Genomic DNA, 14277 nt, shown 5'->3' with positions numbered 1-14277 from the left:
CTATCGATCATTTGTTTTGATATTTCATCAATCTTATTTAAAATTTCTGTTTCCATTTTATTTTTCTTCTAATGGCGCCATTCTTGTTTTCATATAATTATCTAGCCATTCTTGACTAGCTACTGTGTGTACACATTTACCATTAATATTTTCAGTTAAATAAACTGTTGGTTCTTCATTTTCAGTAGCAACCGCAAATGAGAATCCTTCAATATTAGTAGCTACGCCCCATTCTCCTTTATTATTCATCGCTACAAGTGACATATCTCCAGCTTTACCACGACGTTGTTTTAATTCTAAATCAAAATCATTTACTGCTTTTTCACAAGCTGCTTGAGGATGCATTCCTTCTTTCATCAACCGAACGATTTCATAAGCTACACAGCCTTTCATTACATCTTCGCCTAAACCAGTAGCACTAGCACCACCAACACGACTATCAACATAGAATCCTGAACCAGAAATTGGTGAATCCCCAACTCGTCCGGCTTTCTTCATAAATAAACCACTAGTTGAAGTTGCTGAAGTCATTTTCCCATGACTATCTAAACATACCATTCCAACTGTATCATGACCAGCATAAGGTTTGATTTCTTGTTCCTGAACTTCTTTTACCCGATTACGATAATGAATTTTAGCACGATCAGTTAACATATTTTTACGAGTAAATCCTTCTTTATGAGCAAATTTTTCAGCTCCTTGACCAACTAATAAATTATTAACTTTTTCTTTTGATAATCTTCTGGCAATACTTACTGGATTGGCATAATCTTTGATAGCAGCAACAGCACCAATATCTAAAGTATCCCCATCCATATAAGCAGCATCTAATTCTACTTCCATTTCTTCATTTGGCAATCCACCATAACCAACAGATTTATAATATGGAAAATCTTCTACTTCTTTTACTGCTGTTTCGATAGCATCACCAGCATCTTCATTGTTTGCTAGCATCTCACTAGCTTTACTTACTCCTTCTAAGGCCATTCGCCATGTTGCGATAATACCCCACATCTTTCTTTCCTCCTTTTATTTATTTTAAAAGGATGCCATCTGGCATCCTTTTTTAATTTAAAAACAATACTTTGAAGTAATTGGATTTAGATCTTCGTTATCCACCAGAGCTTTAGCTAATTTACACATTCCATCTAATGCTTCATTTAAGCCAGTTCCACCTTTTTTAGGTGTTTCGACAATATGAATTTTATCTTTAAACTCTTTAATTGTTTCTTCGTTTTCTTTTGACATTGCCGCAAATGCTTTAACATTAGTTGTTTGATTAATATCATAAGCAATATTTGCAGCCATTTTACCATATCCTAAATAATTAAAAGCTGGTCCACAAATTACTACATCTGGTTTTAATTTATTAACCATCGCACATAATTTACGACTTACTTCTTTAGGATTAGCTTCATAAAAACCATCGCCACAATATAGACAGGCAACTACACGACCACCCAATTTCTTTAAATAAGGTTCCATCATAATCGCTGGACCAACAGGATCTTTACTAGCTCCTAAAGGAACCATGTGATCATCTTTAATTCCAGCACCTGATTGAATCTGGTCATAGATCATAATTACTTTCATTTGATTGCCTCCTTTATCTATTATAAATCATCAAATGATAAATCGTCCAATGAAAAATCATCATCTTCATCTTCTTCTACGGCATTAGCTTCATCGATCAAGTATTGTTTATCCATGATCTTAATGAATGGCATGTAGATAAAGATTCCTACGATTAATAGAATTCCTTGTAACAGGGCTCCAACCCAATTGGTTGCTAAGAAACCAGAAATAATAACTGGTGTTGTCCATGGGATTTGTACCCCACTACAAATTGGTACAAAATCCATTGCCATAGCAAAGTATGAAACAACGATATTTAGTGTTGGTACCAAAACAAATGGAATTAACATTGTTGGGTTTAATACGATTGGTAAACCAAAAACGATTGGTTCATTAATACCAAAGATACCTGGAACTAATGCTAATTTACCTAATTCAGTAATTCGTTTAGATTTACAGAATAAAAGCATCGCAATAATTAATGATAATGTAGATCCACAACCACCAAATGTTGCGAATAAATCTTGGAATTGTTGGCAAATAATATGTCCTTCACCAACACCAGTTTTAAAGAACTCTAAGTTTTCAACTGCTAATGTTTGTAGAATTGGATTAAATACCGCACCTACAACTGATCCTCCGTTGACACCAAAGAACCAGAATAAATGTAAGAAGATATAAGCAATAACCATTGCTCCTAAAGTATCCCCTAAGTTTAATAATGGTGTTTGTAAGAATTCGAAAATAATTTGGAATACGTTTGTTCCTAAGAATCCAAATAATAAGTTAATGGCAAAGAATACAACCATAACTATAACTGCTGGAATTAACGCTGCAAATGATTCTTCAACTGTAGGTGGTACCCCTTTAGGCATTTTAATTACCCAGCCTTTTCTTTCTACCCAGGCATAAATATGTACCGCTACAAATGAAACGATAATACCAACGAAGATACCTTTAGCACCAATCCAGCCAAGTGGTAATCCTGATAAGCTGGCAGCTACTTCTTCACCACCAACAGTAATTGTTCCCTCAACTGTATAAGGCATCAATAAAAACCATGACATTACGGCTACTGCAGCACCAAAGATTTTATCTGTTTTCATTTGACGAGCAAATGAATATGCAATCCCGACTACGGCAAAAATCGCCATAATATCAAATGTAGCACTAGCTGGTTTAGCAATAAAAGCAGCTAATGTTTCTCCTGTACTTGAATTGATTACTACTGATTCAATCCAGTCAGTCCAAGCTGTAATTGGGAAGTTACCAATTAACAAGAAAATAGATCCAGCAATTAATAATGGTGTTGAAACCAAGAAACCATCACGAATTGCTACTAAATACTTGTTTCGTCCAATAGCTTCAGCTAATGGCATCAAAACTTTTTCAAGTTTTTTCATCATAATAGTTTTTCTCTCTTTCTATTTTTATTTTTTGTTTCCTTTGATTAATTTAATTGCTGTTTTTAAAACTTTTTCACCATTCATCATACCATAATCACCTTGGTCGATAACGGCAATTGGAATCCCTTGGCTTCCAAATTGAGCAACTGTTTCGTCATACATGTATTTAACTTGTGGTCCAAGTAAAATACAATCTGGACGATCTTCACTAATAATTTCCTCTAATTTGTTGTGAGGAAATGCAGCTACCTTAATTGGTAGTTTGTGCTGATTAGCTACATCTTGCATGTTGCTTGCAAGCATACTTGTAGACATTCCAGCACTACAGAATAAATACACTTTTTTCATTTTTTTGCCTCCCTAAATTTTTTTATAATAGTATTTGCATACTTATTACTATTTTTCTACTGCAGCTACTCGTTTATTTAAACGAATAATTTCTAATGCCATTACTTTAATTGTTTCTGCTGACATTAATTGATCTTCTGCATGCATCAATAAGATAGTTGGAACTACATGATCCCCACTAGCTTCTTTTTGAATCAATTCACCATGAGCACTATGACCACCAGTAAATGATTCATCTCCTTCTTTAATTTTAGCTTCAGCTAAAGCAAAATCACCATCATTAGCGGCTTTCATTGCTTCAATATAGCTAGATTTAGCCATACCTACTGCTGAAATAATTTTAAAACTTACTAACTCTAAACCTTCCATAATAACACTCCTTTATCTATATTATAAATTTTAAAACCAATTTTAGGACCTACATCTCTTTCCTAGACTTAGGAAATTAATTGCAGGCAACAACCTTTGTTTTGCCTAAGTAATCATGCAAAGCACGATGTTCTCCTTTAAACAAATACAATAAAATACTAATAGCACTAACAACAAAACCAGCATACATTAACGGCGTTACAAAATTAACTTGAGTAATAATCGTAACTACCTCATGCCAAATAGCACTAGCACTAACTAATACTCCTTCAATTACAATTATTCCAATCAAATTTCTTAATAACATATTTTTAATCGTAATTGGCTGATCATCGATTTGAATAATTTTGATCTTACAAATTCTTTTACCCACTGTTTGCCCAGGATAAATATAAGTAGGCACAATTACAAAATAGAAAATCGCAAACAATATGGCAAATATTCCGGCAATCAAACCATAAGGCGCTTTAAATTCAATAATATTTTGATTCAGCATCGTATTAGTTAATTTCTGTGATGTAATTGCAATGGGAATAGCTGTACATAAACCACCAACATACCAGTCAATTAAATAACTAATAAATCTCTTCGTCATTGAAGCATCAATATAATGATATTTTTTCTTTTTATTTCTTTTTCTTTTCTCTACTTTAGTTGCCATTTTCTACTCCTTATTCAATGATCTGTTTAATAAAATCTTGATAATTTTTAACTTCCAATAACTGACTAAACTTATTTGCATCACTAACAATACTGCTTAACCAGTCAAAAAATATTTTCAATAAATGATTATCAGTTTCTCTAATCGCTAAAAGCAAGACTAACTTAACTTCAAAATTGCCCCATTTTACTGGCTTATCTAAAATCATAATTGAAATACATGATTCTTTAGAACTAATTTCAATTGAATGGGGAACGGCAAATCCATTAACAAATGAAGTTGCTGAAACTGTTTCCCGTTTAAAAACATCATTTTTATATTCTAAACTTGCTAATCCTTTACTAATTAACTCATCACATAAAAAGTCAATTATCTTTTTAGAACTTGCCATTTCCTTTTTGACATGAAATAAATCCGGTCTAATCAATTCATTGATCAACGCTACAAAATCTTCATGATAACGTTGCTTATCTAATAAATTTAACGTCTGAAAAACTTTACTTTCATCTTCATAATTTACAAATAAAGTAACTTGTACCGTTGGTATTTTTAAATTATGTTTTAATGGTATGGTCGTAATAATTAAATCAGGATTTTGTTTTTGAATCATCATTTCTTCAAAAAAGCCATACTGTTTAACAATCACCATCCGTTCTTCAAATCGTAATTTCAATTTATCAACACACATATTCGATAACATTTGATTATGGGGAATGATCATTACAGCTCGATAACGCTTGATTGAATTTACGCGATCGTAAGCAGCTCCTAAATGTAAAGCTAAAAATGATAATTCGTTTTCATTGATAACCATATTACAAAGCTCGCCAATTACTTCACCAGAACGCACTGCCATTTCAAAAACTAACGGATATTTTCTTTTAATTTCTTGAAGATAAACATTAGTGATCATGACATTGTTTTGTTGTCTTTGTAACAACAACTGTAAATGCATCTTTAAGCCTCGTTTAAAATCCTTATCTTTAGAAAAATCAATATCAAAATAATCTCTAACTTTTTCAATCACACTATCAACTAATAAACTCGTTGATATTTTCAAATTCTTTTCATCATTATCCTGCTGATAACTACCCATCAATAATTGAGCAAATAAAACAACCTCATCTTCAACTAACTCTATTCCTATCAAATCACTTACCCGTTTAAAAAACTGATAAGAAATCTGATATTCAACCCGATTAGTAAAATCACATTTAATCTTTTGACCATTTATATAATTATGGTTAATAATTCGTTCAATCGCTACTCCGGCATGAATCATGATCATTGGAAAATCAATATCTCGCATTTGATAATTATAGTTTTCACATACATCTTCTAAAATATCTTTAATTTCCAATAAATCAAAATTACTCCATAAATCAGCAATTGAATTTAAATTCATGAAATTACCATGAGTTTCTTCAGTCAATAAATCTTTGTATAATTTTCTTTTATCGCTCTCTTTACCTTCTAAACGAATATAATTTTTAGAACGAACTAATTTCAAACTAGGATACTCACTAATCATCTTCCGGATCTTTTTAACATCATTATCGATTGAATAGCCACTTACAAAAATTTGATCTTGCAGGGCAATTAAATTGATTTCTTTACTTTTAAACAACAATTTTCGAATAATATAAACACAACGTTCATGAGAATTTTGAGGAATAATATCTTTTGTTTCAATATCCTGCTTAAAAAGTAATGCTCCATCAATTTGATAACCCAAACGTTTATTTGATTTAATTAAAAAACAATCATAATATTTATTGATTACATCAATATCCGATCTTATCGTCCGATCAGAAACATTTAATAATTTAGCCAGTTCTTTACCAGTGATCCAATTATTATTATTTAATATATCGATGATATGATTTTGCCTCTTATTTAGCATCTTCATCAACTCCTTTATTACCGTACCATAAATATTCTAGAAAATGTGACAAACCATCTTCCTATCAGATAGGAAAACCTCAAACAAATTAAGCATAATATTTCTTTTCATCATGAAAATGTTGTAGAATGATAATGAGGTGAAAATAATGTTGAAATTTATTGAATATCCAAAATGCAGTACTTGTAGAAAAGCTAAAAAATATCTTGATCAGTTAGGTTTAAAACACGATGACCGCCATATTGTTGAAGAAAAACTAAATAAAGAAGAACTTCAGGCGCTGTATCAAAAAAGTGGTTTACCACTTAAACGTTTTTTTAATACTTCCGGTTTAAAATATCGTGAATTAAACTTGAAAGATAAATTACCAACAATGAGTGAAGATGAACAATTAGAATTACTAGCTAGTGATGGGATGTTAGTGAAACGTCCAATCGTTGAAACCGAAAATCTTGTTTTAGTTGGTTTTAAAGCTAGCGAATACGATAGTTTAAAATAATGCCTGCCAGTTATAGTCACTATCGCTTAGGAAATATTGTTTTAAATCAGCTTGATGGACCATTAAAACAAATTCTAATTGATTATCTTGATTTCTATAATATCGGCTTACATGGACCGGATATTTTATTTTATAACCGTCCTTATCTTCATAGTCGCGTTAATCGGTTAGGTTCATCAATGCACAAAGAAATAGCGCGAGAATTTTTTGAGCCTGCTTTAAAAAAATTAAAACAGACTCAAAGCAAAGCCCAGTTGGCTTATTTATGCGGTTTTGTTTGTCACTTTATTTTAGATAGTAATTGTCATAGCCAAGTCGATTTAATTATGGCTAATACCAAAAGAACTCATTTTGAAATTGAAACCGAATTAGATCGTTATTTTATGATCAAAGACGGTTTAGATCCATTAAGAACCCATTTAACTAATCATGTTCATATAAATGATGATATTGTTACTAATATTGAAATTTATTTCAATCGTGCTAGTAAAAAGGATATTTATAAAAGTTTAACTGGTTTTAAATTTTACGATCGCCTTTTAGTAGCACCCCAGATATATAAACGAGCATTAATTTATTTAGTTTTAAAAATTACTTTTACGTTTAAACGGTTCCAAGGATTTGTTGTTAATTATAAACAAAATAAAACAATTGAACCGTATCTTACTATCTTAGAAAATTTATTTAATCAAAGTATCGAGGAATCTATTAAAGCTATTAATGAATTTGTTTTAGCTTTAAAAAATGATCTTCCACTATCTTCACGCTTTGATCAAAACTTTAAATAGACGATCAATGATCGTCTTTTACGCTTTAGAATAATATATTTATTTCAAGATAGCAAATGATTTTATAAATTTTTATCTTTTAAATAAAAATTTACTAAAAATTAAACTATATAAGATGACAAAAACATTTAAGACAATTATAATAAACTAATCAGGAGGTTAAATTATGCCCGCAAGTTTCACACATCAACAATTCGGCAACCAAGTATTGACTAAAATTGATGATCCTAAAATATCTACAATGATCAAAAATAATCTTGATTATTATAATTTAGGATTACAGGGACCTGATATTCTTTTCTTTTATCGTCCTTTAAAAAGTAATTATGTTAATGCACTAGGTAATCGAATGCATCAAGAAATAGCTACTGAATTTTTTAGTAACGCTAAAAAATTGATTAATAATGAAGCAATGATGGCTTATATTTTTGGTTTTATCAATCATTTTATTTTAGATAGTGAATGTCATCACTATGTTGATCAGACAATGACTAATAAAAATATTAGTCATTATGCCATTGAACGGGATTTAGATTGCCGGTTAATGCAAATAAATCAAGTTTCATTTAACTTGTATCCCGCAAAATCAATTAAGATCAATAAAAAAATGGCAACTACCATTGCTCCATTTTTTAACCTAAGAGATGAAACAATCTATTCATCCTTAAAATATTTTAAAATGATCAACTGGTTATTCTTTTGTAAAAGCGATTTAAAAAGAAAAATTATTATTAAAGGAATGACTTTAGCTAAGGCTAAAACGTATACTGATATGGTTATTTTAAAACAGCCTGAAGCTAAAATTACTGACGACATAAATCATTTAATTGAGTTATTTAATAACGCGATAAATATTGCAGCAAAGGAGATTATCGGTTATTATCAATTTTTAATTGATAAACAAGAAATATCTAACCGATTTAATTACAACTATGAATAAACTAACAAAATTAGAAAAATACTGGATTTTATATGATGTCGGTAATTCGGCATTTGTCTTATTAGTTTCAACGATTATACCAATTTATTTTAAAAATTTAGCTAGCAGCGCTGGCATGTCTTTAAGTGACTCAACTGCTTTTTATAGCTATGCAATTTCAATTTCTACTTTGATTGTTGCTTTTGCTGGTCCAATTTTAGGAAGTGTTGGTGATCGTAAAAATCTTAGAAAACCAATCTTTACTTTCTTTATGATGATGGGTGTTTTATCACTAGCAGCCATGGCTATTCCAGTTGGCTGGATCGTTTTTCTAGCTATCTTTATTATCGCTAAAACTGGATTATCAACTAGTTTAGTTTTTTATGATTCCATGTTAGTCGATATTACAACTAATGATCGGGTTGATGAAGTTTCATCACATGGTTATGCCTGGGGCTATATTGGCAGCTGTATTCCTTTTACTATCAGTTTACTTTTAATTCTTGGAGCCAATAATATTGGTTTATCAACGATTCAGGCAATGTCAATTGCTTTTATCATGAATGCTTTATGGTGGTTATTGATGACTTTACCATTATTAAAAAACTATCATCAAATTAACTTTACTACGGTAAAAGAACCGGTGGTAAAGAATTTAAAAAAAGTTTTGATTAATATTAAAAATAATAAAAAGGTTTTATATTTTTTAATTGCCTTTTTCTTTTATATCGATGGTGTTTATACGATCATTGAAATGGCTACATCGTATGGTAAAGATGTAGGAATCGATGATAACAGCTTACTATTAGCTTTACTATTAACCCAAGTAGTTGCTTTTCCATTTTCATTGATCTTTGGAAAACTTTCAAAAAAATACTCAGTTAAAACATTAATTTTAACTTGTATTACTGGCTATTTTTTCATTGCCGTATTTGCCTTATGGTTAGATACAGCTTGGAAATTTTGGGTACTAGCAGTATTTGTCGCGGTATTCCAAGGGGCTATTCAAGCTTTATCAAGATCATACTTTACCCAAATCATTCCTGAAAATCAGGCAAGTGAATACTTTGGAGTATTTGATATCTTTGGAAAAGGGGCTTCTTTTATGGGAACCTTATTAATGGGAATTATTACTCAAATTACTGATAGTTCAAAATATGGCGTAATTGTCATTGCCGGTATGTTTGTAATTGGTGGTTTGATCTTTAAATCTAAATGTGTAGAAACGAACTAAACCATAGTTCGTTTTTTTAAACCAAATCTTAACATTTTCCCTTATTTACAAGCAAATATAAATTTGTTAGAATATTGACTATATAATTATATTAGAAAAAGGAGTGTATTGTATTTATGGATTCTGGCCCCGAGTCGATTTCATTTCAAATTGTTTTAATTGTAGTATTAACATTAATTAACGCTTATTTTGCTGCTAGTGAGATGGCTATTGTTTCAGTCAACAAAAACAAAATTCACAACCTAAGTGTATCCGGAAACAAAAAAGCTAAACTAGTCGAAAAGCTATTAGATCAGCCAACTAACTTTTTATCAACCATTCAAGTAGCGATCACTTTAGCGGGATTTTTTAACTCAGCAAGTGCGGCTACCGGAATTTCAGTAAGTTTGGCTAATGTCTTAAAAAGCTGGTCAATCCCTTATGCGGATACGATTGCGGTTTTCTTGATTACTATTTTAATTTCTTTTATTACTTTAATTTTTGGTGAATTAGTACCTAAACGAATCGCTTTACAAAAGGCTGAATGGTATTCAATGTTTTGTGCTAAACCAATTTTAATTATTAGTAAAGTTGCTTCACCGTTTATTAAAATTTTATCTTGGTCAACCAAGTTTGTTTTAAGAATTTTTGGAATCAAAGATGAAAACGTTGAAGAAAGCTTATCACGTGAAGATTTCCAGTCAATGGTTAAAAGTGGTCAAGAAAGTGGGGTATTTGATGAAAATGAAAGTGATATGATCACAAACATTTTTGAATTTGATGAAAGCTTAGCATTAAATATCATGACACCACGAACTGAAGTATATTGTATTGATATTGAAGATGATTTAAGTAAAAATATTGATCAGATGATGACAATGCAATTTACCCGTATTCCGGTTTACGCACGTTCAATTGATAACATTATCGGAATTTTAAATATGAAAGATTTTGTCATTGAAGCTCGTAAAGTAGGATTTGATAATGTTGATATTCGCAGTATTTTAAGAAAACCTTATTTTGTTTTAGAATCAAAAAATACTGATGATTTATTAAAAGAATTACAAGAAGATCATCAGCATATTGCTATTCTAGTTGATGAATATGGTGGTTTTTCAGGAATTGTAACGATTGAGGATTTAATTGAAGAAATCGTTGGTGAAATTGAAGATGAATATGATCCTGATGATGAACCAAAATGGCATAAAATTGATGATTCTAATTATCTTGTGGATGGAAATTATATAATTGATGATTTAAATGATGAATTAAATCTTAATTTAAATATAGATAAAATTAATCATGATACTGTTAGTGGTTTTGTTTTAGAGTTATTAGGGGAAATTCCTGATGATAATCAAGAACGCGTAGTAACAATTGATAACTTAACTTTTAAAATAACCGGTATCAAAGCTAATCGAGTTACTAAAATAAAATTAACGATTCAAGAAAAAGAACCAGAAACTAATCCTGAGGATTAGTACTGGTTTCTTTTTTTTCACTATTTATTTCTTTATCACTAATAATAACTTGATGTGGATAAGGAATTTCAATTCCTTCACTATCAAAACGCTCTTTTATTTTAATTCTTAAATCCGATAATAACTGAAATCCTGTGGTACTATCTTTAGATAAAAGTGTTGCTCTTAATTGAATTCCACTAGCATTAAATTCAACACAATGAACCTTAACAGTTGGTTCTTTCTTTCTTTTTTGTGTCTTATTTCGACCATCTAAACAAAGCGGATGTTTATAACCTTCTTCCTGGATTATTTCAATGGCCCGATGAATATCGGATTCATAAGAAACTTCAATAAATAAATAATTAGCTTTTTGATTCTTAACATTGGAAATATTTTCAATAATAGCTTTATTCATAACTGTATTAGGAATAATCACCTGGGTTTTTTCAAATGTTTCAATAATACTATGACGCATTGAAATATCAATGACCGTTCCGGTTACATTATATTCTTTAACATTGACAAGATCACCAATAGAATAGGGCTTATAGCTCATGATCATAAAACCATTAATTAAATTACTCGCCGCTTCTTGAGAAGCAAGCCCAATAACTACGGCAATAATTCCTCCACTAGCTAGTAGCGTAGTCATTACTGATTGCATTGCGCTAAATTCACTTAAAGCAATAATTAGTATCAAAGCTATTAAAACAGCTTTTTTGATTTTAGTTGGAAAAACTCGTTTTAACGGATCCGGAAATTTTTTAGCAATTATTTTATTAATTATTTTATTAACAATAACAACAATAATAAATACAATTGCCATAGTAATCGCAAAATTAATTAATCCATGTTGAAATAAAGAATCTATCCGCTGATATATTTTATCAAAACTATTCATTTATACTTTTACTCACCTTTTCTTCCATAATGTTTACCAATAAAATATAAGCATACTGCCTGCAATGCACCTACCAAAGCTATCATTAATAGTAAATAACTTACCATAAATAAAACATCACTACCAGTATTAAAAGCATTAATAATTAAAAATAAAACAAATGACATTATTGCAATAATTGATAATCCTCTTGAAAAATTTAAAAATCTTGACTCTAATACCTTATTTCTATTCATCCTACTTACCAATACAAAAGCGTTTAAATAATTCATCTAATAAATCTTCTTTTGCCTTTTCTCCTAATATTTCTTTTAAATTGCTCCAACAATCATATAAATCAGTTACAATTAAATCAGTTGGAACACTCATTTCCATTGCTTCAACGGCCTGGTTTAATGACTGACTAGCTTTTTGTAATAACATCGTTTGTCTTGCATTAGTTAAGATATAATTATTGTTATCAATGATCTTACCCAATTCAAACATTTCTTTAATTTTATTGATCAACGCACCAATATCACTATCTTTAGCACTTATTTTAATTCCTTCAAGATTGACTTTTATACCTTGATCAATTTTATTAATCACAACAATTCTAGTTGCCTCTTTCGTTAATTCCAATAATTCCAGATCTTCATTACTTAATTCCTGACTGCCATCAATTACTAATAACACTAAATCAGCCTGATGAACTAGCTCTTTTGATTTTTCCACGCCAATACTTTCAATTATATCATCAGTTTCCCGAATTCCCGCAGTATCGATCATATTTAAAACAATTCCATCTAAACTAATACTTCCTTCAACGATATCTCTTGTAGTCCCGGCAATATTAGTGACAATTGCTTTTTCTTCATCTAATAAAGCATTTAATAAACTACTTTTACCAACATTAGGACGACCAATAATAACTGTTTTAATTCCTTCTTTAACTAATTTAATGTTTTTAGAGTTTTCTAAGATCGTCTGCATTTCTTTTAACAGCTTAGTACTTTTTGGAAGCAGAGAAGAAGCAGTTAATTCTTCAACATCATCATATTCTGGATAATCGATATTTACTTCAATCTGGGTAATGATTTGAATTAAATCTTCTTTCAATGTTTCAATAAAATTACTAATATTACCAGTAATTCCTTTTAACGCTAAATCAGTTGCATAGCTATTTTTAGCAGTGATAATATCACTAATTGCCTCAGCTTGTGATAAATCAATACGTCCATTTAAAAATGCCCGTTTACTAAATTCACCACGCTCAGCCATTCGAGCACCATTTTTAATACATACTTCTAATACTTTAGAAGTGATAAAAACACCACCATGACAATTAATTTCAACCATTTCTTCACCAGTAAAAGTTCGTGAACCACGATATATATTAACTAAAACTTCATCAATTTTTTTACCTTCATCAATAATATAGCCATAATTAATTGTATGACTTGGTTTTTCTAAAATCTTTCCTGTAAAAAACTTTTGAACAAAAGCAATACTATCAGGACCACTTATTCTAATAATCGAAATAGCTGCTTCTAATCTACTTGTTGCAATTGCTACAATAATATCATCATTCATGATATCACCATCCTTTATCTTTTGTATTTTATCATAATTTATCATTATCTCTACAATTATTTTAAGATTATTTTATTTTTCCCTATTTTAGCTTTTATTTCCCTTAAATACAATATAATTATAGATTTGATAAAATAAAAAAAGAAAATATAACATGAGTAAAAATACAAAATAGGGGATACCATTATCGAAAAACAAACTCTATTATATTTTATAGTACAATATGAATCTTTTTTAACTTTCATTTTCCCAATAAATTATAAATAATGTTATAATAGTTTTATAATTTAACTTGTGGAGGTATTTAACGATGAAACTAGGAATTATTGGTAGTGGTATGATTGTTCAAGATTTTTTAACTATTGCCGATATGGTTAAAGGAATGGAATTAGAAGCAATTTTAGGAAGAAAAGCATCTAGCGAAAAAATCAATAATTTAACTAATAAATATCAAATAAAAAAAGCTTACTATGATTATGATGAATTATTAAACGATACTAATATTGATACTGTTTATATTGCATTACCTAATCATTTACACTATGAATATACTAAAAAAGCACTCATGAGTCACAAGCATATTATTTGTGAAAAACCATTTACATCAAATTTAGATGAATTAACTGAATTAATTGCTCTAGCTAAAGAAAATAATTGTTT

16 protein-coding genes are annotated in these 14277 nt (G+C 29.9%); 6 read left to right on the top strand and 10 right to left on the bottom strand.

The features are described from left to right. Positions 1–57: 57 nt before the first annotated feature. The 7 genes from J7M77_RS15730 to J7M77_RS15700 form a co-directional block, all read right to left on the bottom strand. Complete coding sequence (locus J7M77_RS15730; protein ID WP_296880296.1) at positions 58–1014, bottom strand: N(4)-(beta-N-acetylglucosaminyl)-L-asparaginase; 957 nt, start codon at positions 1012–1014, stop codon at positions 58–60. Between the two features lie 57 nt (positions 1015–1071). Further along, a complete protein-coding gene (locus tag J7M77_RS15725; protein WP_296880294.1) occupies positions 1072–1593 on the bottom strand; it encodes a GrdB-related putative oxidoreductase in 522 nt (173 codons plus the stop codon). A 20-nt stretch (positions 1594–1613) separates the two neighbouring features. After that, a complete protein-coding gene (locus tag J7M77_RS15720; protein ID WP_296880292.1) occupies positions 1614–2981 on the bottom strand; it encodes a PTS sugar transporter subunit IIC in 1368 nt (455 codons plus the stop codon). Positions 2982–3005: 24 nt separating this feature from the next. Then, positions 3006–3329, bottom strand: a complete 324-nt coding sequence (locus J7M77_RS15715; RefSeq protein ID WP_296880290.1) for a PTS sugar transporter subunit IIB — start codon at positions 3327–3329, stop codon at positions 3006–3008. Between the two features lie 48 nt (positions 3330–3377). Next, positions 3378–3698, bottom strand: a complete 321-nt coding sequence (locus tag J7M77_RS15710; RefSeq protein ID WP_296880288.1) for a PTS lactose/cellobiose transporter subunit IIA — start codon at positions 3696–3698, stop codon at positions 3378–3380. Positions 3699–3774: 76 nt separating this feature from the next. Next, on the bottom strand, positions 3775–4359 hold the full coding sequence (locus J7M77_RS15705; protein ID WP_296880286.1) for an RDD family protein: 585 nt from the start codon (positions 4357–4359) through the stop codon (positions 3775–3777). 10 nt (positions 4360–4369) lie between these two features. Further along, positions 4370–6262 (bottom strand): PRD domain-containing protein, encoded by a 1893-nt coding sequence (locus J7M77_RS15700; protein WP_296880284.1) that lies wholly within the window; start codon positions 6260–6262, stop codon positions 4370–4372. Between the two features lie 148 nt (positions 6263–6410). Between J7M77_RS15700 and J7M77_RS15695 the strand changes: the two genes are divergently transcribed. The 5 genes from J7M77_RS15695 (at position 6411) to J7M77_RS15675 (ending at position 11162) form a co-directional block, all read left to right on the top strand. Continuing rightward, a complete protein-coding gene (locus J7M77_RS15695) occupies positions 6411–6761 on the top strand; it encodes an arsenate reductase family protein (RefSeq protein WP_296880282.1) in 351 nt (116 codons plus the stop codon). Then, the gene (locus J7M77_RS15690; RefSeq protein WP_296880280.1) at positions 6761–7549 is read left to right on the top strand and encodes a zinc dependent phospholipase C family protein; all 789 of its coding nucleotides are present in this window, start codon (positions 6761–6763) and stop codon (positions 7547–7549) included. The genes J7M77_RS15695 and J7M77_RS15690 overlap by 1 nt, the downstream gene beginning before the upstream one ends. A 166-nt stretch (positions 7550–7715) precedes the next feature. Beyond that, positions 7716–8489 carry a zinc dependent phospholipase C family protein gene (locus J7M77_RS15685; protein ID WP_296880278.1) on the top strand — a complete coding sequence of 258 codons (774 nt, stop codon included), beginning with the start codon at positions 7716–7718 and terminating at the stop codon, positions 8487–8489. Continuing rightward, entirely contained in the window at positions 8482–9702 is a 1221-nt protein-coding gene (locus J7M77_RS15680; protein WP_296880276.1) for an MFS transporter, read from the top strand. The genes J7M77_RS15685 and J7M77_RS15680 overlap by 8 nt, the downstream gene beginning before the upstream one ends. A 116-nt stretch (positions 9703–9818) precedes the next feature. Beyond that, positions 9819–11162 carry a hemolysin family protein gene (locus tag J7M77_RS15675; RefSeq protein ID WP_296880274.1) on the top strand — a complete coding sequence of 448 codons (1344 nt, stop codon included), beginning with the start codon at positions 9819–9821 and terminating at the stop codon, positions 11160–11162. On the opposite strand, the gene J7M77_RS15670 is transcribed toward J7M77_RS15675, so the two are convergent. Genes J7M77_RS15670 through mnmE form a run of 3 tightly spaced genes read right to left on the bottom strand, consistent with a single transcriptional unit; the run spans position 11146 to position 13617 of the window. Further along, positions 11146–12045, bottom strand: coding sequence for a mechanosensitive ion channel family protein (locus J7M77_RS15670; protein WP_296880272.1), 900 nt, complete (start codon positions 12043–12045; stop codon positions 11146–11148). The genes J7M77_RS15675 and J7M77_RS15670 overlap by 17 nt on opposite strands. 8 nt (positions 12046–12053) lie before the next feature. After that, positions 12054–12281 carry a hypothetical protein gene (locus J7M77_RS15665; protein WP_296880269.1) on the bottom strand — a complete coding sequence of 76 codons (228 nt, stop codon included), beginning with the start codon at positions 12279–12281 and terminating at the stop codon, positions 12054–12056. Between the two features lies 1 nt (position 12282). After that, on the bottom strand, positions 12283–13617 hold the full coding sequence (gene mnmE, locus J7M77_RS15660) for a tRNA uridine-5-carboxymethylaminomethyl(34) synthesis GTPase MnmE (protein ID WP_296880266.1): 1335 nt from the start codon (positions 13615–13617) through the stop codon (positions 12283–12285). Between the two features lie 310 nt (positions 13618–13927). On the opposite strand from mnmE, the gene J7M77_RS15655 reads away from it, so the two are divergent. Beyond that, positions 13928–14277 (top strand): Gfo/Idh/MocA family oxidoreductase (locus J7M77_RS15655; protein WP_296880264.1); only part of this gene is annotated, 350 nt, incomplete at its 3' end.

The organism is Thomasclavelia sp. (assembly GCF_017889095.1).
Classification (GTDB): domain Bacteria; phylum Bacillota_I; class Bacilli_A; order Erysipelotrichales; family Coprobacillaceae; genus Thomasclavelia.
Note: the sequence above shows the minus strand (reverse complement) of the source record. Positions and strands in the feature narration are given on the sequence as shown.